The organism is Stenotrophomonas maltophilia group sp. msm4, from assembly GCF_032025605.1.
Taxonomy (GTDB): Bacteria; Pseudomonadota; Gammaproteobacteria; order Xanthomonadales; family Xanthomonadaceae; genus Stenotrophomonas; species Stenotrophomonas sepilia.
The window spans coordinates 220,828-240,000 of sequence record NZ_JAVSKK010000003.1 but is presented as its reverse complement, the minus strand read 5'-3'; the positions used below and the strand labels follow the sequence as shown (position 1 = coordinate 240,000).

Genomic DNA, 19,173 nt, shown 5'->3' with positions numbered 1-19,173 from the left:
GCAGCTGCAACTGGCGATGCCGCAATGGGTGACCCCATCCCTGTCCTGGACTGCGGTAGCCGGCATCGCCCTGCCCCTGTTCGTGGTCACCATGGCCTCGCAGAACATTCCCGGTGTGGCAGTGATGCGTGCCTCCGGCTATGACGCGCCGGTGTCGCCGCTGATCGGCTGGATCGGCGTGGTCAATACCTTGCTGGCGCCGTTCGGTGCCTACGCGCTGAACCTGGCGGCAATCACCGCCGCGATCTGCATGGGCCGTGATGCACATGAGGACCCGGCACGACGCTATACCGCCGCCATGGCGGCAGGTGCCTTCTACATCATCATCGGACTGTTCGGCGCCACCGTGGCCGCACTGTTCGCGGCCTTCCCCAGGGAGCTGGTGGCGTGCGTGGCCGGTATCGCGCTGTTCGGCACCATCGCCAACAGCCTGGCCAGTGCGCTGGCGGTAGAGCGGGACCGCGAGGCGGCACTGGTCACCTTCCTGGTCACCGCCTCGGGGGTCTCCCTGGCCGGGATCGGTTCGGCGTTCTGGGGCTTGGTGGCCGGTGCGCTGTCCCTGCTGGTGCTGCGGCCCCGTCAGGGCCGCTGACCTGCCCTACCCTGCCAGTGCGGCGCCGATGGTGCTCAACACCACCGAGATGACGATGGCGGCCAGTGTAGCGACCACGCTGGTGCCGCCGCGTGCGGTCAGCTCGCTGTGCAGCCGTGCGTCATCGCCGCCGCTGACGGCACGGGCCTGGGCGATCAGGCGCTGGCAGTGTGCCAGGTACCAGGTGTTGCCAAAGGTGCCGGTGGTGACGCTGAGCGCGATGGTGATGACCAGCGACACGCCTTCGGGCACATCCAGCATGGTCTCCACCACGCTGATCAGCAGCAGCAGGCCGACCCACATTGCCGCCAGGCGGTACATTTTGCGGTACATCATCCAGATCGGGCCGAGCAGGAAGGCCGGCCAGTGCCAGGTGCCACTGCCCGTGGCAATGCCCTGATCCAGCCGCCAGCGCTGGCGATAGATCGGGAAGTTGCCGCCGACCACGCTGGCGTACAAGGCCCTCTCGCCCTCCAGCCCCGCAGCCGCAGCCCTGTCCGGTACAGCGACCGGCGCACGATAGGGATCGGACGGATCGCCGACATTCGGCGCAATGCTCTCAACTGCAGGGGCTGCGTCGATATCCGGGGCCGGACCCACCTCGATGGGGGTGGAAGCCTGCTCCAGTTCGGCCAACGGCCGCCATGAGGGCATGCCTTCGCACCAGAGCAGGGTGCGCGCCGTAACCGTCCCTTCCCGCTGCAGCTGGCGAAGACCGGCCAGATCGACCGGCCCACTGCTCTGCCTGCCATTGGCGTACCACCATTGTGCTTCCTGCATGTTTTCCGTCCCTGCTACCTGCCTCGACAAACTGGAACCGCTGCCAGCGCCTACAGCGCGGTACTGCCCAGGGTCTGCACCAGTTGATGGCGCGCACCCGCCGCAAGCGTAATCTGCTCTGGCCCGGCGTTGGCCACTTCCAGGCACACGTAATCGTGCCAACCGTCGCCGACATCGGCCATCTTCGCCGCTGCCTCCATGCCGGGGTTCCAGGCCACCAGGGTCTGGCTGCCTTCGCTGCGGATCTCGATCCGCCGCTGCAGGACGGGATCGCGAAGCACGTAGTGGCCGCCGGCACCGGTATAGATGCGGTCGCTGCGCCCCGGATCGCGCGGGTCACGCAGTGACCAGGGCCCCTGCTGCTGGCGCAGCTGCGCGCCGTCCTCGTACTTGTCCAGGTACTGCAGGCCGTCGAGGCCATCGACCTCGACACAAGTGGCATCGCCGACCCGGAAGTAGCTGTGCAGGGCCTGGGTGAAGGTCACCGGCGAGGTTCCGGTGTTCTCGGTGACGAGCTGCTGGCGCAGCTGGCGGCCGATGCGCAGCTGCATCTGCAGGCGCAGGCCGGGATCGGCGCAGGGCGCAGGTGCCAACTGCAGCTCGACCTCGCCATCATCGCTCTGGGTGGCCTGAAGAAGCTCCCAGCGCGCGGTACGTACCAGGCCATGCGCCGGTACATCGGCACTCTGGCCCTGGCGGCCGAACCACGGCCAGCACACCGGGACGCCACCGCGGATGGGCGTGGGCAGCTCGGCGCGCGTGGGCGAAAGCCAGAACAGATCGGGCTGCCCATCGGGAATGAACGACAGCAGCTGGCCACCAAACACACTCACGACCGCTGTGGCATTGGCGGTTCGCACCTGCCAGGCCTCCAGGCCGTGATACAGGCCGGTGCTGATGTCCGGATTCGACTGCATGCGATGACGCTCCTTGAAGACCGCGGCGATGATGTCGCGGTCAACGTGCCGCCGGCAAGGCATTCTGCCCAGCGGGTGCGATGGCGGCCGCCTCTTCCTGCAGCGTGCGCAGGATGCGCTGGCCTGCGCGGCCGTCCACCTCGCTCCAGCCCAGGCGCTGCTGCTCGGCCTGGATCGCGCGACGCGTGGCGGTACCGATCATGCCGTCGGCGGCACCGATGTCGTGGCCGCGGGCCAGCAGCAGGGTCTGCAGCTGGCGACGCTCATCGCGGCCCAGGCCTGGATCGTCGGTCGGCCAGGCGGTAGCCAGCCCGTTGCCGCCGCGCAGCTGGTCGGCAAGCGTCGCGATCGCCAGCGCATAGCTTTCGGCAGCGTTGTAGCTGTAGATCGCGTCGTAGTTGCGGAACACCAGCAACGCAGGGCCCTTGTTGCCGGCCGGCAGCAGCAGGGCGGCGCGCGCATCCGCCGGCAGGTTGGCCGGAGCCAACGCGCTGCCATCCAGCGCGGTCACGCCCTGCGCGCGCCAATCGGCCAGGGCACGACGCTGGGTGCGGCCGGCCTGGCTGGCGTTGAAGCCGGCGGGCACATGCACCTCCATGCCCCATGGTTCGCCACTGCGCCAACCGGCACGCTTGAGGTAGTTGGCGGTGGAGGCCAGTGCATCGGGAATGCTGCCGACCAGATCGCGGCGGCCATCGCCATCACCGTCCACGGCGATGCGTGCATAGGTGCTGGGCATGAACTGGGTGTGCCCGAAGGCACCGGCCCAGGAGCCGGTGAGCCCCTGTGCCTGCAGGTCGCCGCGGTCGATCAGCTTGAGCAGCGCCAGCAGCTCACCGCGGAAGAAAGGTTGGCGGCGGCCGGCGCACGACAGCGTGGCCAATGACTGCAGCAGCGGGCGCTTGCCGAACACGCGGCCGTAGTCGCTCTCCACGCCCCAGACCGCGACGATGGTGGCCGGATCGACGCCATACTGGGCCGACACGCGATCGAGCAGGTCGCGGTGCTGCTGCAGCAGGGCGCGACCATCAGCCACGCGCTGGCGATCGACCAGCGCGGCCAGGTAGTCCCAGATCGGCGTGGTGAATTCGGGCTGTGCATCGAGCAGGCCGAGCACGCTGGGGTCCGGGGTGAGCCCGGCGGTGATCTCGTTGAAGCGGTCAGCGCCGATGCCCTGGGTCGCGGCGGTGGCCTGCAGGCCCGCCAAGCAGCGGCTGAACGCCGGATCGGTGCTGGCGGCGGAAGCCGCAGGCAGCGCCGGGGTCGACGCAAGGGCGGCCGCCAGGCCGAGCGTGGTCAGAACAGGCATGGCGTCCTCCGTGTTGCCGTTGCACGGCCATCTTAGGGGCAGCGGTGCTGCCGAACCTGAAGGCGCACCGGCTGGCCACCACCTCAGGCGCGGCGCAGCAGGCGCAGGCCATAGGCGGGGCTTTCGGCATCCCATCGCTGCGCCACCTGCAGGCCCGCCTGCCGCAACAGCGCGTCGAAGCTGTCCTCGGTGTACTTGTGGCTGTACTCGACGCGAATGGGTTCACCGGCGGCGAAGTGGAAAATGCGGCCATCCAGGTGGACGTCCTGTGCCCGCTGGCTGACCAGATCGGTCTCGATGCGCAACCGCGCGGTGCTGTAGCGTGCACGATGACGGAAGCCATCGAGATCGAAGTCGCTGCCGATCTCGCGGTTCAGGCGGGCCAGCAGGTTGAGGGTGAATGCGGCGGTGACGCCCTGCGCATCGTTGTAGGCCGCCTCGATCAACGCCGGGTCCTTGTGCAGGTCGATGCCGACCAAGGCCAGGCCATCATGCCCCATGGTCTGGCGCATCGCGCGCAGCAGCGCGACCGCGTCCTCGCCTTCAAAGTTGCCCAGCGTGGAACCCGGGAAGAACAGCAGCCGTCGCGCGGGTTCGCGTTCGGGCATGGGTACGGCGACGGGACGGGTAAAGTCGGCACAGACCGGCAGCATCTCCACCTCGGGCAGCGCCGGGGCCAGATGGTCGATGCTGGACAGCAGCGCGGCACGTGAGATTTCAATCGGCGTGTAGGCCACCGGGTCGTGCAGGGCGGCCAGCAGCAACGCGGTCTTGCGGCCACTGCCGCTGCCCAGTTCCACAACGTGCAGGTGCGGCCCGACGCTTCGGGCGATGTCCGGCAGTACCCGTGAAAGCAGGGCCAGCTCGGTGCGCGTGGGGTAGTACTCTGGCGTATGCGTGATCTGCTCGAACAGGCGCGAGCCGCGTGCATCGTAGAAGTACTTGGACGGCAGCTGGCGGGGCGTGCGCAACAGCCCGGCCACCACGTCGGCAAGGATCTGCTGGCGGCCGGGAGTGAGATCGGTCAGCGCCTGCAGCGCGTCCTGCACCGTACTCATGCGAGATCCCTGGCCAGGCGCAGCCCGGAGAACTGCCAACGTGCCGGGGGCATGAAGAAGTTACGGTAGCTGGCACGCACGTGGCCACGCGGCGTGGCGCAGCTGCCACCGCGCAGCACCCATTGCCCGCACATGAACTTGCCGTTGTACTCACCGAGGTTGCCGGCGAAAGGGCGAAAGCCCGGATAGGCGCCATACGCGCTGTGGGTCCATTCCCATACGTCGCCGAACAGCTGCCGCAGCCCACTGCCCTGCCCCGCCCGAGGGTGCAGCTGATCGTCGTCGGCAAAATGGCCACGCAGGGGCTGCGTCGCAGCGGCGGCTTCCCACTCGAACTCGCTGGGCAGGCGCGCACCCGCCCAGCGGGCGCAGGCATCGGCCTCGTAATAGCTGAGGTGGCAGACCGGCGCATGCGGGTCCAGCTCTCGCCAACCGCCGAGGGTGTACTCGCGCTGCAGGGCATCGTCCCAGTACAGCGGGTGCTGCCAGCCCTCGGTTTCGCGCAACGCCCAGCCTTCGCTGAGCCACCAGCGCGGCTCGCGGTAGCCGCCAGCCTCGATGAAGGCGAGGTACTCGCCATTGCTGACGGGACGCTCTGCCAGTGCGTGTGCGGGGAGCAGCACGCGATGCGCCGGCGATTCGTTGTCGTAGGCGAAGGCGGCATGCTGCGGCCAGGCTGCGGCGCCAATGGTGACGATGCGTTCGGGTGATTCGGTCCAGCCCTGCGCACTGGCAGCGCTGGGGGCAGGCTGCAGGTCCTCGCGGTAGGCCGGCTGCAACGGATTGCACCAGAACGCATGCTTGATGTCGGTCAACAGCAGTTCCTGGTGCTGCTGTTCGTGCTGCAGGCCCAACTGCAGGTGGTGCAGCGCCTGCGCGTCGAGGTCACCCGCCGCCAGTCGCGATTGCACCTGTGCATCGACCTGCTGGCGATAGTCGCGCACCTGCTGCAGCGAGGGCCGCGACAACAGGCCGCGTTGCGGCCGCGCGTGCGCTGGACCGATGCTTTTGTAGTAGCTGTTGAAAAGATAGTCCCAGGCTGGGTCATGCGCCGGCGCGCTGGCGAATCCTGCCAGCACGAAGCGTTCGAAGAACCAGGTGGTATGGGCCAGGTGCCACTTGCTGGGACTGGCGTCGGCCATGCTCTGCAGCATGGCGTCCTCTGCACTGAGCGGTGCGGCCAACTGCAGGCTGCGGGCACGCACATGTGCGAAGTGGTGGGCGAGGTCGTGCTGCGGGGCAGCGACGGCGGTGGGTACGCTGTCCATGCCTACAGCATCGGCGCAGTGCGGTGAGTGCGACGTCATGGCGGCACACTGCCCCATTCACATGGTTGCGGGCATACCCTTTCAAAAAGCGCGTGTTCAAGAAGCGGGGGAGGACGCCGCTAACGGCAGTGTTGCGGCCGCATCGTCACCGCACTGGACTTCCTGCGTGCCCCTGCATCCACTCCGCCAGCCTGCGCATTACCTGTTCGTGCTGCCCGCCGTGCTGGTCGTGCTGGTGCTGTGGATGGCACTGGGCACCGAGGATGTGGCCAGCCCGGCCCAACGCATCCTGCCCTGGCTGCTGGCCTGCCTCGGCGCAGGCCTGGCCCTGCTCTACCACCAGGTACGCACGTTGTGCCTGCTGCTGGTGGTGGCGGTGGTGTTCGCCCTGCTGCACCGGGACGTCGGGGGCTACCTGCGCAGCGGCCATGTCGGCGCCTTGACTCCGTTGCGCTTCCACGCAATCTCGGCCTGGGTGCCGCTGCTGTTTGCCGGGCTGGCACTGTGGCCTGAACGCGGACGCCGACGCCAGGACCTGCTGCTGCGCAGCGTGGTCTGCGGCGCGGCCCTGGTGATCTTCCTGCTGCTTGCGGCACAACAGCCGCAGGGCATGCACGATCTGCTGTCGAGCCGTCACTGGGCCTGGATTCCCGCCGACTGGAATGCGCTGGCGCAGCTGCCGGCGCTGCTGTTCCTGCTGGCGACCGCAGCGCTGGGCTGGCAGGCGTGGCGGCATCCGCGGCCACTGCACACGGCGATGCTGCTGGCCCTGCTGTGCCTGTGGTGGATGCTGCCGCGGATCTTCCTGCAGCCGGTACTGCTGCCGGCGCTGAGCAGCGCCGCCCTGCTGTTGATGCTGGGCGCGATGCTGCAGGAATCCTTCCACATGGCCTTCTGCGATGAGCTGACCGGCCTGCCCGGGCGACGGGCGTTCAACGAGACCCTGCAGCGGGCGCGCGGCACCTACAGCATCGCGATGGTGGACGTGGACCACTTCAAGTCGTTCAACGACACCCACGGCCACGATACCGGCGATGACGTGCTGCGCCTGGTGGGGTCGCGGCTGGCGCGTGTCGGCGACGGTGGCCGAGCGTTCCGCTATGGCGGCGAGGAATTCGCGGTGGTGTTCCTGGACCGCCCGGCGGCGGCCTGCATCGAGGCCGTCGAAGCACTGCGGCAGAGCATCGAGGACACCCGCATGCAGCTGCGCGACCGCAGCACCCGCAGCCGTGACGACGAAGCCGGCCGTCAGCAGCGCGGACGCGGCGGCACCGGCCAGGTGGTGCAGGTGACGGTGAGTATCGGGCTGGCCGACAGCCGCGTGGATCCGCGACCGACGGCAGTGCTCAAGGCCGCCGACCAGGCGCTGTACATGGCCAAGGACGGAGGTCGCAACCAGGTCCGCGCGCACGGCGGCCAGCGCCTGCTGGCTGCATCCAGTGCGTAGGGCTCAGACCGCGTCGAGGTAATACCAGCGGCCGTCGATGCACCGGAATCGGCTGTGCTCGGTCATTCTCACCGCGCTGCCGCCGCCGATGCGGTAGCGCGCGGTGAAGCGCACTTCAGCACTGTCTGCGCCGGTGACCGTGTGGTCGTGCACGGTCAGGCCCAGCCAATGGGTGCGCTGGCCTGGTGCGTCGTCCAGCGACAGCTCGGCCGGACGCGTGTCCGGGTGCCAGGTGTGGCGCAGGTAGCCGGCCAGGCCCCTCACATAGGCGCTGTAACGCGAACGCATCAGGCGCTCGGCATCGGGCGCGGCCTCGCCGGCATGGAAACGGCCACAGCAGACCGGATAATCGGCGGGAAGGCCACAGGGGCAGGGATCGGCGGATTTTCGGCTCATGCCGGCATTGTCGCCGGGTTGCAGTAATTGATCCACGCGCGGCGGCAGTCGCCCGGATCAGGACAGGCGTATGCTGTCGCGCCCCCACATTGATTGATCGCCGTGCTGGAACTGGTTCCCCCTGAGTTGTGGTGGCTGGTGGTGATCGCCTTCATCGCCGGTCTGGTGGATGCTGCCGTGGGCGGCGGCGGCCTGGTACAGCTGCCCGGCCTGTTCACGGTGCTGCCACAGCAGACGCCGGCGATGCTGTTTGGTACCAACAAGTTCAGTTCGATGTTCGGTACCGGTGCGGCTGCCTGGCGCTATGCGCGCAATGTGCGCTTCCCGTGGAAGCCGGTGCTGTTCGCGGCCGGCACCGCTTTCATCTTTTCCTTTGCCGGGGCCACGGCCGTCAGCCTGTTGCCGAAGGATGCTGTACGGCCGCTGGTGCTGGTGCTGCTGGTCGCGATGCTGGCCTACACGCTGTGGAAGAAGGACTTCGGCGCGTTGCACCGGCCGCAGGAGATCGGCCGCCGCGAACTGGTGATCGCGCTGGCGATCGGTGCGGCGATCGGCTTCTACGACGGCTTCTTCGGGCCAGGCACCGGCAGTTTCCTGATCTTCCTGTTCGTGCGCTTCTTCGGGCTGGATTTCCTGCGCGCGTCAGCGGCGTCGAAGGTCGTGAACCTGGCGACCAACGTGGCAGCGATCTCGTTCTTCGTGCCGACCGGCAACATCCTGTGGCTGTTCGCGCTGCCAATGGCCGCAGCCAACATCATCGGTTCGGTGGTGGGCACGCGCCTGGCACTGAAGGGCGGCACGCCGTTCATCCGCAAGCTGTTCGTGGGGCTGGTGGTGGTGCTGATCGCGCGGATGGCGTGGGATACGTTCCGCGCTGCGTGAATGCGCGTCATGACCCGGTAGGTGCCAACCTTGGTTGGCACGCCGTTTCCGGTCGCGAAGAGCAGCCGAGCATGGCTCGGGTCTACGGAATGCCTGGGCGCGGAGTGTTGGGGGGGGGGGGGGGGGGGGGGGCGCGCCCCCGCCGCCCCCCCCCCGCCGGGGGGGGGGGGGGGGGGGGCGGGCGCCGGGGGGCCGGGGGGGGGGGGGCGGGGCGGGGGGGGGGGGGGGGGGCGGCGCGCCGCCGCCCCCCACACACGCTTACTACCCCCCCCCCTGGGGGGTAGTGCCGGCCGCTGGCCGGCATTCCCCTTCAATCGGCCGGGTCAGGCCTCGGCTTCTTCCGGTTCGTTGGCCTGCTGGCGGCTGCGCTCCGGCAGCTTCAGGCGCTTGCCCTCTTCGTCGTACTCGATCAGCAGTACGCCGGAGTCGTGGCGGCCGCTGATTTCGACGAAGCAGGCGCCACCGATGAACGGCTCCAGCGTCATCACCGACTTCAGCGGGGTGGCGACCACCATCTGGAAGCCGAAGTTGTCGAAGATGTTCATCGCCAGCGCGGTGAACTCGTTGTCGGCCTTGTCGAAGGCCTCGTCGAGCACGACCGCCGCGTAACTGGGCAGCTGGCTGTCAGCGCCGCCGAGCTGGTAGCGCAGCGCAGCCGCCAGGCAGGTAGTGGCCAGCTTCTGACGCTGGCCACCGGACTTGCCGGCGCCGCTGCGGTAGATCTCGACCTGCTGGCGCGTTTCCGCATCCAGCTCGACGCCGATGAACTCCACGTGCATGCGCACGTCCAGCACCAGCTCGCGCCAGCGCTTGTCCTCGCCTTCCTGCGAGCCGAGGCGGTTGACCAGCTGGCGCAGCACGGTGAACTGCGACTCGGCCAGCTCGCGCTGCTCGGTCTGCTGCTGCGACAGCACCTCGCGCAGCTGCAGGTGGAACTCAGCGACCTCCGGCAGGCGGCGGTCGCTCAGTTCGATGGTCAGCAGCGTGCCACGGTTGAACGGCACCTGCTCCAGGCTGGCGTTCACCTCGTCCAGGCGCTGGCCGATCGACTTGCGGGCCTCTGCGCTGTGGCGCTGCAGGGCCAGCAGGTTGTTCTTGCTCTGGTTCTGCAGCAGGTCGAAGAAGCGCTCTTCGTGCTGTGGCAGGCCGTCGCGTTCCAGCCGTTCGAGGCGTGCGAGGAAGTCCTCGGCCGAGGCCACCGACACGGTGAAGTCGCCCGACTCCTCTGGCCACTGCTGGATGAAGCGACGGAAGCAGCCGATCAGCTGGTTCTCGATGCGGTTGAGGTCCTGCTGCGAGGACGACAACTGCTCGTTCAGCGCGTTGCTGACCTGGCGCATGTGCGCTTCGAGCGTTTCCAGGCTGAGCGGCCCCTGTTCCTGCAGGCGCTCGGCGAGGCCGGCTTCCTGCTCCTGGGCCAGGCTCGGCAGCACCAGTGCGCGGCTCTGCTGGCGTGCGCGGTCAAGGCGATCACGTTCCTTGACCAGCTGGCCGCGCTCGACGCGGACGTCTTCATAGGTGCGGCGGGACTGCTCGATGTCGGCGCGCACGGCGTCGATCTGCTTGGCCAGCTTGGCGAGATCGGCGTTGCCTTCACGCAGGTCGCGCAGGGTGGCTTCGATATCGCTCAGGCGCTGCTGCGGAGCGGCGATGTCGATCTCGTTCCAGCTGATGCTGACCAGCTCGTGGCAGGCCAGGCGGCGTTCGTTGTCGCGGTCACGCTGCCCGCGCAGGCGCGCGATGTCGGTCTCGCAGCTGGCGATGCGCTTGGCCAGTTCCTGTGCTTCGCGCTCGAAGGCGCCCACCTTGTCGTGGTTGTTGAAGCCGAGGATCCAGCGACGGCGGTCGCCCACCGCACTGCGGTCGTCCTTCTCGAAACGGTCGCCGGGATGCTTGACCTGGCCTTCGCGGGTGATGCCGCGGTCGACGTTGCGCAGCTGCTTGGCATCCACGCATTCGTAGTCGAAGCGCTTGCCCAGCTCGCGGCGCAGCCAGCTTTCGAACACATGCTCGCGCAGTTCAAGCTTGTGCAGCAGCGACTTCGCCGACGGCTCACGGGCGAATGCATCATCGTTGCGGCGCACGCGGTAGTAGGTGAAGCGCATGCCAAGGTGGGTACGGTTCACCCATTCGGCGACGTCGTTGTAGTGCTTGTCGTCGACCAGCAGCGACAGCGCGAAGCCACCCAGCACGCGCTCGATGGCACCCTGCCAGCCCTGCTCTTCCGAGCGGACCTGGATCAGTTCGCCGACGAAGGGCAGTGCCGCCTCGGCGATGCCGGTTTCCTCGGCCAGGCGCGCGCGCAGCTTCTGCATCGGCGCCGGGATGTTGGAGGGCGTGCGCTGCATCGCTTCGAGTTCGGCACGGACCTCGCCGAAGCGGCGCTCGTCATCGCGCTTGCCGCCCAGGCGGTCACTGATCGCGTCGTCCAGTGCCGAGGAGGCACGCTGGCGGTCCTGCAGCTCGTTCTGTGCGCGCTCGACCAGTTCGGCGAAGCCATGGGCGTCGTCCGGCAGTTCGGCCCCCAGCTGCTGCGCCGCCTGGCGTGCCTGCTCGCGCTTGGCCTGACGGCGATCGCGCTCAGCTTCGGCACGACCCTGCTCGCGTTCCAGTTCCTCGATGCGCTCACCGCCCTGCTGGCGGCGCTGCAGCTCCAGTTCGGCCAGGCGCTCGGTGTGGTTGTCGAGCGCGGCACGGCGCTGGGCTTCTTCGCCAAGCAGGCCGCGGTCACGCACGTCCATCTCGCGCAGGCGCGCTTCGATCAGCGCCTGGCGCCGGCTTTCGCGGAAGCTGTCGACACCCAGCTTCAGCGCTTCGTCGTCGCCACGACGGCGGTGCATTTCCTTCAGGTCGTTGTAGTAGGCGCGGGCCGGCAACAGGGTTTCCACCTGGCGGCGGGCGGTGACCACCGCCTGGTGCGCGCCATCAAGCTCGGCGAAGTCGCTGACCAGGCGCTCGGCGGCGTCGAAGGTCTTCGGCGTGTCGAGCATGAAGTCGCGCAGGAAGACGTTGAGGTCGCCCAGGTTCTTCGCCGACTGCGTCTTGTGCAGCAGGCGCAGCGCCATCTCGTTGTCGATGCCGAGCAGGTCGCGGAAGCGCTCGGCGTAGCCGGAGAAGGTGTCGAAGTGGTGCAGGTCGGGCAGCTTCTGCTTCAGCTTGCGCAGGTCCAGGTCGAAACCGCCGAGGTCCTTGGCGATGTCGAACGGGCGCTCGGCGATCATGTAGTGCTTGCGCACATCGCCGGCCGAGGTGCCATTGCCGGAGATCCACAGCAGGCGCACCAGGCTGACCACGCGGCCATCGCCGGCGCGGTATTCCAGCACCAGTGCGGTCCAGGTCGCGCCCTTGCGCAGGTACTGGGTGGCGATTTCGCCGGTGCCGCTGTCCTGCTGGTCGGCCCACGCGCCGCGCACGTAGGACACCAGGTTGCGGTCGCGGCCACTGCGCTCGGCTTCACGTGCAGCGGCGTTGAAGTCGACGATGGCCGGTGGCGTCAGCAGCGCGGACATGGCATCGAGCAGGGTCGACTTGCCCGAGCCGGAGCGGCCGACGAACAGGAAGCCGCGTTCGGCGATCGGTACTTCGGTCAGGCCGTTGAAGGTGCCCCAGTTGTGCACCTGCAGGCGGCGCATGCGGAACTGCTGCAGGCGCGGGTCCGGCAGGCCTTCGTTGAACAGGGCGGGAGTGTGCTTGGAGATAGCCATGCGATGGTCGGGTCTCTCAGGCCTCGGCGGCCGGGGTTTCACGCAGCTGGCGGTAGACCGCCGAAAGCTGGGACACGTCTTCGGCGGAGAACAGCAGCTTCAGCGCCGGCGAGACTTCGTGGCGGTCTTCCTGGCCGCTGAGGCGGGTCAGGATGTGGTTGTCCTTCATCTTCTGCACCGCCGATGCGACGCGACGGTTGAAGCCGGCGCGGTCGGTGGACAGGTTCTTTTCGTAGATGGCCAGCGCTTCGGCCATCTCGGCGTCGGCGACCACCGCGCGGTTGCCGCGCGCATCGGCCTCGGCCAGCTGCTGGCGCAGGTACAGCAGCAGCACCGAGTCGATGAAGGTCAGCGGGGAGGTGCGCAGCAGCACCGGCGCATCGACGTCTTCGGTATCGGCCTGGCGGGTGAACGCCACGCCACTGTCGCGGTCGAGCACCAGTTCCAGGAACAGGTCGGCCAGCGATGAGCGGATGGCCGCCTCGCTGCGGATCAGCGCCGGCCACAGCTTGGCGTGGCGCAGCTGGTCGATGCTGGGGCCGATCAGCAGCTGGCACAGCGCACGGCGCGCATCCAGCGGCAGGCGCCCGGTATCGCCGAGGTAGTACACGTCGTTGCCACGGCGGGGCTGCGCCACGGCCGCCACCGGCTCGGCCTCGTAGGCGTCTTCCGCCACGTCGGCCTGCGGTGCGTCGATGGGATCTTCATGCCAGCTCATGGCGTCTCTCCTGGGTGAACCAAACCAGCGGGATGCGGGCGCGACGGATCTGGCCGTCGCCACCACGCCATTGCGCAAGCTCCTGCTCGCCGGCGACCACGTTGCCGAAGCGCGTGCCCAGCGACAGGTAGCCGATGACGCTGCCAAGACCCTGCGGCGCTTCGCGCTGCGACAGGGCCTGGGCGATGCTGAGACGCGGCTGTGCATCGAGCAGGTCGTGCAGGTCGCGGCGCAGGGTGCGGAAATCGATTTCGGACGAGGCGACCAGATCGCCGACGCTTTCCAGGCTGATCGCGGCTGCGTCGTTGTATTCGACGTTGCCATCGACTTGGGCGCTGCGCGGATCGTGCAGTTTCCATTGCGACCACGAGCGCAGGCGGCTGGTGGTCAGCTGCAGGTCGCGGCCGATGCCGCGTTGTGCGGGGAACTCGTCGCGCAGAGCGAGCGCTTCGGACTGCGCCTGCTTGAGCAGCTGGTTGAGGCGACGCTGTTCCAGGTAGCCACGGCTCTGCACGAAGCCGCGCAGGCTGCGCGCGAAGTTCTGCAGCACATCGTGCACCTGTCCACCGCGCTCGAGCATGGTGCTGGTGAAACCGCGCAGGAAGTTGCGTTCGTTGCGGTCCAGGCGGCGGGCGAAGCCGCGCGCCAGCACCGCTTCCAGTGCGGCATCGAGCTGGGCGCTCTGCTCGGCGTCGTTGAGCAGGCGCCAGAAGGCCTGGAAGCTGCGCCCGGCGTCACTTTCGCCGATCACGTCCACGCCTTCGAACAGCTGCGACAGCACATCGCCGCGCTCGCCCTCGTCGTCGATGATGCGTTCGCGGAACTCGCGGTTGAGCTGCTCGAAGTCGTCGCGCACGCGGCGGAAGTCCTCGGTCAGCTCGTCGGCCAGGCCGATGATCTGGCGCGCACGTTCCAGCGCGCGCTTGCCGTCCAGCGCGATCACACGGCCGGCGCCGACACGGGCAATCTCGGCGTCGATCCGGTCGCGCTCGTCGCGCAGCGCCGACAGGCGGGCGTCCGGATCGGATTCGGTCTGCGCGGCCAGCTGCGAGAGCTGCTCGATGACCAGCGCCAGGCGGCTTTCGGTGGCGGCCACACGGGCCTGCTCGAGGCCGTCGGCGAATCGGATCGCCTGCAGTGCCGCGGTCGACAGCTCGTACTGCTCCTGGTCGGCACCGTCGGGCAGGCGGCGTTCCAGCCAGCCCTGGGCCAGCCAGTGTGCGATATAGGCCTGCGCGGTACGCGGCAGCTCGCGCGACAGTTCGTCGCCGTTGAGCTGATCCAGCGCACGCTGCAGGCGCTCGTTGAGCACCGACGACGGCAGCGTGCGCTCGCCGTCCATCAGCAGCCCCTGCAGCAGGCCGATGATTTCCGGGGCGTGGTCGGCGGCAAGCAGCTTCCACTGGGGCTGTTCGCGCAGATGGCGGTAACGGGAGATGCGTTCGCGGTGCTTCATGCAGCGAAAGGAGTCATGAGGGCTGGCGGGGACGAGCAGCCGCCCGCGGCGGCCGCGCGGGCAGCCGTGGGCATGCCGGCCCGCAGAGGCCGGCGGAGTGCGGTCAAGCGGCTCAGCGCTTGCCGCCCACTTCGATGAAGCGCAGGAACTCGGCGCGGGTACGCGCGTCGTCGCGGAAGCTGCCCAGCATCTTGGAGGTGACCATGCTGACGCCGCGCTTGTGGATGCCGCGGGTGGTCATGCATTCGTGGGCGCCCTCGACGACCACGCCGACGCCGATCGGCTGCAGCACATCCTGGATGCACTGGGCGATCTGCGCGGTCATCTTCTCCTGCACCTGGAAACGGCGGGCGTAGGCTTCGACGACGCGGGCCAGCTTGCTGATGCCCACCACCTTGCCGGCCGGCAGGTAGCCGACATGCACGCGGCCGATGATCGGCGCCATGTGGTGTTCGCAGTGGCTTTCGTACTCGATGTCGCGCAGGACGATGAGTTCGTCATAGCCGGCCACTTCCTCGAAGGTGCGCTCCATGTAGGCGCGCGGGTCATCGCGGTAACCGCTGAACCAGTCGCCATAGGCTTCGGCGACACGGCGGGGGGTATCCAGCAGGCCTTCGCGGGACGGGTCCTCACCGGCCCAGCGCAGCAGGGTGCGCACGGCATCCTCGGCCTGGTCCTGGGTCACGTCGCCCTGCGGGGCGGCCTTTTCGTTGTTCTTGCTCATTGCGTACAGCGTCCCGAACGGGGGGCGAGCATCGTACCCGACCGGGGGGTGGGTCGTCCTGTTGGGACGGTTCATCGGGGGGTTCTTCCGGCGCGTGCTTGCTATCGGTCTGCCGGGGAAGAGGGGGCTGCGCAGGACACGCCGTAAACCCCGCTCCGCGGTCCGGCCCAGCCGCTGGCGGCTGGGCGTTCGGGCGCTTGCGAAGCAGTGCTTCGCAAGCAAAGCGCCCTCACCCATGGGGGCTCGATGGCGCCATCCATGGCGCCAACGGTCCTGCGCAGCCCCCTCTCCCCCTCCCTGACGGTTTCCTGCGGGCGCGGCCGAACCGCCCGAAAGCGGGGTCAAAAGCTTGGGTTCATGGCTTCGGAAGAGCCGCGCGACTTCGCGACTGCTGTGGTGGGTGCGGACCGTTGGTCCGCACAGCTTTGGCTGCTGCTCCTGCCTTCAAAGAGCCAACCCACCGCGCCCGCGGGGTGATGGGGGGGAAGCGGGGGCCGGGCGGGGCAGGACCGTCCGCGGCATGGATGCCGCGGCCGAGCCCCCAAGGGTGAGGGCGCTTTGCTTGCGAGGCATGCCTCGCAAGCGCCCGAACGCACAGCCGCCAGCGGCTGGGCCGGACCGCGGAGCGGGGTTTACGGCGTGTCCTGCCCCGTCCGGCCCCCGCTGCCCCACCCGACACCAGGCAGGCGCAACGCTTTCCTCAACACATCCACCCATTCAGAAAAACCCATTGATAGGAATGAAATTAGTAGTATCCTATCTATCTCTTATGGACCGACCCCTCGACGAGCGCACCGTGCTGCAGATGCAGCTCAGCTCCGGCCTGCTTTATGCAGGGCGGCAGTGGCAGCGCCTGGCCGACAGCCGGCTCGGCAGCTATGGCATCTCCACCGCCTGCACCATGCCGTTGCTGATGATCGGCCGCTCCGGCGGCGGCATCCGCCAGGTGGCGCTGGCCCAGCAGCTGGGCATGGAGGGTCCTTCCCTGGTACGCCTGCTGGACAAGCTGTGTGCCAGTGGCCTGGTCCGCCGCGAGAGCGACGCCAGCGACCGCCGCGCCAACCTGTTGTGGCTGACCGACGAGGGCCATGCGCTGGTCAGCGAGCTGGAAGATCAGTTGATCGGCCTGCGCCAGGACGTGTTCGGCGAGCTTTCCATGGATGAACTGCACGCCGTGCTGAAGGCATGGCGCCTGCTGGCCGAGGCCGCCGACCGCATCACGTAAGAGCGCTGCCCCCGAACACCGCCGCTGCCGTGCACACGCCAGCGGCTTTTGCCCGTTGCTGTTGTTTCGTTGTCCCTCCCTCCCCCACCTCGTCCCCGCCCCTACCGATGCCCGGTGAATTCAGTCTCCACGGAGTGTTCGTCCCGACCCTGCTTGGGTTGATGGTGTTGGCCTATCTGGTCAACAGCGGCCTGCACGTGCTGCTGCAGCGTGCCGGCGCCTACCGCCATGTATGGCACCCGGCGCTGTTCAACCTGGCGCTGTACGGGATCGTGCTTGGCCTGCTGTTCCACCTCCTGCGTTGGATGCAATCGTGAACAAGATCGTGAAGAAGACCCTGCCGGTGCTGCTCACCAGCGCAGCCGTGATCGTCGCCCTGCTGGTGCTGCGCCAGCTGTGGGTCTACTACATGGATGAACCCTGGACCCGCGACGCCCACGTCGGCGCCGACGTGGTGCAGGTGGCGCCGGACGTGTCCGGGCTGGTGGAAACGGTGAACGTGGCCGACAACCAGGCGGTGAAGAAGGGCGACCTGCTGTTCGTCGTCGATCGCGCCCGCTACCGCATCGCGCTGGAGCAGGCCAAGGCCAGCCTGGCCGAGCGCCAGGCCTCGGTGGCACAGCTGCGCCGCGAGATCGGCCGCGACCGCAGCCTGCAGGACTTGGTCGCCGCCGAGGACGCCGAAGTGCGCCGCGCCAAGCTGCAGGCCGCACAGGCGGCGCTGGCCACCGCACAGGCGGCGGTCGACCTGGCCGAGCTCAACCTGGGCCGCACCGAGGTGCGCGCGCCGGCCGATGGCCGCGTCAACGACCGCACGATGCGCGTGGGCGACTACGTGGTGGCCGGCAAGCCAGTGCTGGCGCTGCTGGATACCGGCTCGTTCCGCATTGATGGCTATTTCGAGGAAACCCGACTGCGCGGCGTGGCGCCGGGGCAGCGCGTGGACATCCGCCTGATGGGCGAATCGGCACCGCTGCACGGCCATGTCGAGAGCATTGCCGCCGGTATCGAGGACCGCTACCGCAGCAACGGCAGCACCCTGCTGCCGAACGTGACCCCGGCCTTCGACTGGGTGCGGCTGGCGCAGCGCATCCCGGTGCGCATCGCCATCGACGAAGTGCCCAAGGGCGTTGAGTTGATTGCCGGCCGTACCGCCACGGTGACCGTGGACACCGGCCGCCATCCGCACAACGACAAGGCCGGCACTTCGCCGACACAGGCGGGCCTGTGAACGCCGCCCTGCCCCGTCTCGGCCTGATCGTCGCACTGGCCAGCCTGGCCGCGTGCAGAACCGTCGGCCCGGACTATGCACTGCCGGAAGGCTCGGCGTTCAAGCGCCCGGAGGCCAATGCGGCCTTCATCGATACGCAGAACCCGCAGGTGGCTGCCAACCAGGCGCTGCCCGACCGCTGGTGGTCGCTGTACAACGACCCGGTGCTGGACGGGCTGATCACCCAGGCACTGCGTGACAACGTGGAACTGAAGGCCGCCGATGCGCACCTGCGCCGCGCCGCCGCCGTGTACGAACAGGCGCTGGACGCGGGCGGATTCGAGTACGAGGCCGAGGCCGGCGTCAGCCGCGCGCAGCTGTCGGCCGAATCGTTCCTGCAGGAGCAGGAGCTGCCGGTGATCAACCTGGCCGATGGCAAGTTCGCGGTCAGCTACCAGTTCGACCTGTTCGGCAAGCTCAAGCGCGGCGCCGAGGCAGCGCGTGCCGACGAGCAGTCCGTCGCTGCGGCGCGCGACCTGGCCCAGGTCAGCGTGGTCGCACAGGTGGCCGACAGCTACCTGGAAATCTGCCACGCCAACCACGAGCTGCACGTGGCCGAGCATTCGCTGCAGCTGCAGCAGCGCAGCCGCAGCGTCATCGAGCGCCTGATCGCGGCCGGCCGCGGCACGCCGCCGGAACTGGCCCGCGCCAATGCGCAGGTGGCACTGCTGGAGGCGGCACTGCCGCCGCTGCGCGCGCAGCGTTCGGCCGCGGCCTATTCGCTGGCCGCACTGCTGGGCCAGACCCCAGGCCAGTTGCCGGCCGGCGTGATCGACTGCGCGCACGCGCCCAGCCTGGCGCAGCCGCTGCCGGTCGGTGATGGCCGTGCGCTGCTGCAGCGCCGCCCGGACGTGCGCCAGGCCGAACGCAAGCTGGCCTCGGCCACCGCGCGCATTGGCGTGGCCACCGCCGAGCTGTATCCGGACATCCGTCTGGGTGCCTCGGTGGGCGCCGCCGGCCTGCTGGAAGACTTCGGCACGCCGATGACCCAGCAGTGGTCGATCGGCCCGCTGATCTCGTGGACACTGCCCTCCTCGGGCACGCATGCCCGCATCCACGCCGCCGAAGCCGGTGCCGACGCGGCCCTGGCCGAGTTCGACCACACCGTGCTGCAGGCACTGCGCGAGACCCAGACTGCGCTGGACCGCTATGCGCAGGACCTGCGCCGACTGCAGTCGCTGCGCGTGGCGCAGGAGCAGGCCGCGCTGGCCGCCGAGCAGAACCGCCGGCTGTACCAGGGCGGCCGCACACCCTACCTGTCCAGCCTGGATGCCGACCGCAGCCTGGCCACCAGCGACGCCACCCTGGCCGCCGCCGAAGCGCAGGTCTCGCGCGACCAGATCCATCTGTTCCTGGTGCTGGGTGGCGGCTGGCAGGCGACGGTTGCCCCGACGGCGCCGGCCACCGCACAGGCCTCGGCGAAGTAA

At 68.8% G+C, this 19,173-nt stretch carries 17 protein-coding genes (1 of these 17 only partly in view); 7 read left to right on the top strand and 10 right to left on the bottom strand.

Annotated features, from left to right (window positions below; genetic code table 11):
• Positions 1 to 592, top strand: the 3' end of a protein-coding gene (locus ROV93_RS15375) for a benzoate/H(+) symporter BenE family transporter (RefSeq protein WP_072168742.1). Its footprint begins 596 nt before the window's first position; 592 of the gene's 1,188 nt are visible here — the last part of the coding sequence; its start codon lies beyond the left edge, outside the window; the stop codon is at positions 590 to 592.
• 6 nt (positions 593 to 598) lie between these two features.
• On the opposite strand, the gene ROV93_RS15370 is transcribed toward ROV93_RS15375, so the two are convergent.
• The 5 genes from ROV93_RS15370 to egtB all read right to left on the bottom strand — a co-directional run bounded on the left by ROV93_RS15370 (position 599) and on the right by egtB (position 5,924).
• Positions 599 to 1,372 (bottom strand): DUF2628 domain-containing protein, encoded by a 774-nt coding sequence (locus ROV93_RS15370; RefSeq protein WP_072168743.1) that lies wholly within the window; start codon positions 1,370 to 1,372, stop codon positions 599 to 601.
• A 50-nt stretch (positions 1,373 to 1,422) separates the two neighbouring features.
• Positions 1,423 to 2,289 carry a D-hexose-6-phosphate mutarotase gene (locus tag ROV93_RS15365; protein ID WP_072168784.1) on the bottom strand — a complete coding sequence of 289 codons (867 nt, stop codon included), beginning with the start codon at positions 2,287 to 2,289 and terminating at the stop codon, positions 1,423 to 1,425.
• Positions 2,290 to 2,329: 40 nt separating this feature from the next.
• A complete protein-coding gene (locus ROV93_RS15360) occupies positions 2,330 to 3,598 on the bottom strand; it encodes a lytic murein transglycosylase (protein WP_072168744.1) in 1,269 nt (422 codons plus the stop codon).
• Positions 3,599 to 3,681: 83 nt separating this feature from the next.
• On the bottom strand, positions 3,682 to 4,656 hold the full coding sequence (gene egtD, locus ROV93_RS15355) for an L-histidine N(alpha)-methyltransferase (protein ID WP_072168745.1): 975 nt from the start codon (positions 4,654 to 4,656) through the stop codon (positions 3,682 to 3,684).
• A complete protein-coding gene (gene egtB, locus ROV93_RS15350) occupies positions 4,653 to 5,924 on the bottom strand; it encodes an ergothioneine biosynthesis protein EgtB (protein WP_072168746.1) in 1,272 nt (423 codons plus the stop codon). Before egtB ends, egtD begins: the two co-directional genes overlap by 4 nt.
• 166 nt (positions 5,925 to 6,090) lie before the next feature.
• Between egtB and ROV93_RS15345 the strand changes: the two genes are divergently transcribed.
• Positions 6,091 to 7,371, top strand: coding sequence for a GGDEF domain-containing protein (locus ROV93_RS15345; protein ID WP_072168747.1), 1,281 nt, complete (start codon positions 6,091 to 6,093; stop codon positions 7,369 to 7,371).
• A 3-nt stretch (positions 7,372 to 7,374) separates the two neighbouring features.
• Here the strand turns inward: ROV93_RS15345 and ROV93_RS15340 are convergent, their stop codons facing one another.
• Positions 7,375 to 7,767: a YchJ family metal-binding protein gene (locus tag ROV93_RS15340; protein ID WP_072168748.1), complete on the bottom strand. Its 393-nt coding sequence runs from the start codon at positions 7,765 to 7,767 to the stop codon at positions 7,375 to 7,377.
• Between the two features lie 102 nt (positions 7,768 to 7,869).
• Between ROV93_RS15340 and ROV93_RS15335 the strand changes: the two genes are divergently transcribed.
• Entirely contained in the window at positions 7,870 to 8,649 is a 780-nt protein-coding gene (locus tag ROV93_RS15335; protein ID WP_005411690.1) for a TSUP family transporter, read from the top strand.
• Positions 8,650 to 8,972: 323 nt separating this feature from the next.
• Here ROV93_RS15335 and ROV93_RS15330 read toward each other — a convergent pair whose 3' ends face one another.
• The 4 genes from ROV93_RS15330 to folE form a co-directional block, all read right to left on the bottom strand.
• Entirely contained in the window at positions 8,973 to 12,353 is a 3,381-nt protein-coding gene (locus tag ROV93_RS15330; protein ID WP_053496750.1) for an SbcC/MukB-like Walker B domain-containing protein, read from the bottom strand.
• Between the two features lie 16 nt (positions 12,354 to 12,369).
• The gene (locus ROV93_RS15325; protein ID WP_005421303.1) at positions 12,370 to 13,071 is read right to left on the bottom strand and encodes a DUF4194 domain-containing protein; all 702 of its coding nucleotides are present in this window, start codon (positions 13,069 to 13,071) and stop codon (positions 12,370 to 12,372) included.
• Complete coding sequence (locus ROV93_RS15320; protein ID WP_072168749.1) at positions 13,058 to 14,527, bottom strand: DUF3375 domain-containing protein; 1,470 nt, start codon at positions 14,525 to 14,527, stop codon at positions 13,058 to 13,060. The genes ROV93_RS15325 and ROV93_RS15320 overlap by 14 nt, the downstream gene beginning before the upstream one ends.
• 112 nt (positions 14,528 to 14,639) lie before the next feature.
• Positions 14,640 to 15,251 carry a GTP cyclohydrolase I FolE gene (gene folE / locus ROV93_RS15315; protein ID WP_004141296.1) on the bottom strand — a complete coding sequence of 204 codons (612 nt, stop codon included), beginning with the start codon at positions 15,249 to 15,251 and terminating at the stop codon, positions 14,640 to 14,642.
• A gap of 769 nt (positions 15,252 to 16,020) precedes the next feature.
• On the opposite strand from folE, the gene ROV93_RS15310 reads away from it, so the two are divergent.
• From ROV93_RS15310 to ROV93_RS15295, 4 genes are all read left to right on the top strand, one after another.
• Positions 16,021 to 16,476 carry a MarR family transcriptional regulator gene (locus ROV93_RS15310; protein WP_005421298.1) on the top strand — a complete coding sequence of 152 codons (456 nt, stop codon included), beginning with the start codon at positions 16,021 to 16,023 and terminating at the stop codon, positions 16,474 to 16,476.
• Between the two features lie 107 nt (positions 16,477 to 16,583).
• Complete coding sequence (locus ROV93_RS15305) at positions 16,584 to 16,793, top strand: DUF1656 domain-containing protein (RefSeq protein ID WP_072168750.1); 210 nt, start codon at positions 16,584 to 16,586, stop codon at positions 16,791 to 16,793.
• Positions 16,790 to 17,707: an HlyD family secretion protein gene (locus ROV93_RS15300; protein WP_072168751.1), complete on the top strand. Its 918-nt coding sequence runs from the start codon at positions 16,790 to 16,792 to the stop codon at positions 17,705 to 17,707. The genes ROV93_RS15305 and ROV93_RS15300 overlap by 4 nt, the downstream gene beginning before the upstream one ends.
• Positions 17,704 to 19,173 (top strand): efflux transporter outer membrane subunit, encoded by a 1,470-nt coding sequence (locus ROV93_RS15295; protein ID WP_072168752.1) that lies wholly within the window; start codon positions 17,704 to 17,706, stop codon positions 19,171 to 19,173. The genes ROV93_RS15300 and ROV93_RS15295 overlap by 4 nt, the downstream gene beginning before the upstream one ends.

Coding starts and splice junctions, on each gene's coding strand:
- ROV93_RS15365 (WP_072168784.1), bottom strand. CDS start 2,289: ATGCAGTCGAATCCGGACATCAGCACCGGCCTGTATCACGGCCTGGAG.
- ROV93_RS15325 (WP_005421303.1), bottom strand. CDS start 13,071: ATGAGCTGGCATGAAGATCCCATCGACGCACCGCAGGCCGACGTGGCG.
- egtB (WP_072168746.1), bottom strand. CDS start 5,924: ATGGACAGCGTACCCACCGCCGTCGCTGCCCCGCAGCACGACCTCGCC.
- ROV93_RS15305 (WP_072168750.1), top strand. CDS start 16,584: ATGCCCGGTGAATTCAGTCTCCACGGAGTGTTCGTCCCGACCCTGCTT.
- ROV93_RS15320 (WP_072168749.1), bottom strand. CDS start 14,527: ATGAAGCACCGCGAACGCATCTCCCGTTACCGCCATCTGCGCGAACAG.
- ROV93_RS15340 (WP_072168748.1), bottom strand. CDS start 7,767: ATGAGCCGAAAATCCGCCGATCCCTGCCCCTGTGGCCTTCCCGCCGAT.
- folE (WP_004141296.1), bottom strand. CDS start 15,251: ATGAGCAAGAACAACGAAAAGGCCGCCCCGCAGGGCGACGTGACCCAG.
- ROV93_RS15360 (WP_072168744.1), bottom strand. CDS start 3,598: ATGCCTGTTCTGACCACGCTCGGCCTGGCGGCCGCCCTTGCGTCGACC.
- ROV93_RS15370 (WP_072168743.1), bottom strand. CDS start 1,372: ATGCAGGAAGCACAATGGTGGTACGCCAATGGCAGGCAGAGCAGTGGG.
- egtD (WP_072168745.1), bottom strand. CDS start 4,656: ATGAGTACGGTGCAGGACGCGCTGCAGGCGCTGACCGATCTCACTCCC.
- ROV93_RS15330 (WP_053496750.1), bottom strand. CDS start 12,353: ATGGCTATCTCCAAGCACACTCCCGCCCTGTTCAACGAAGGCCTGCCG.
- ROV93_RS15310 (WP_005421298.1), top strand. CDS start 16,021: ATGGACCGACCCCTCGACGAGCGCACCGTGCTGCAGATGCAGCTCAGC.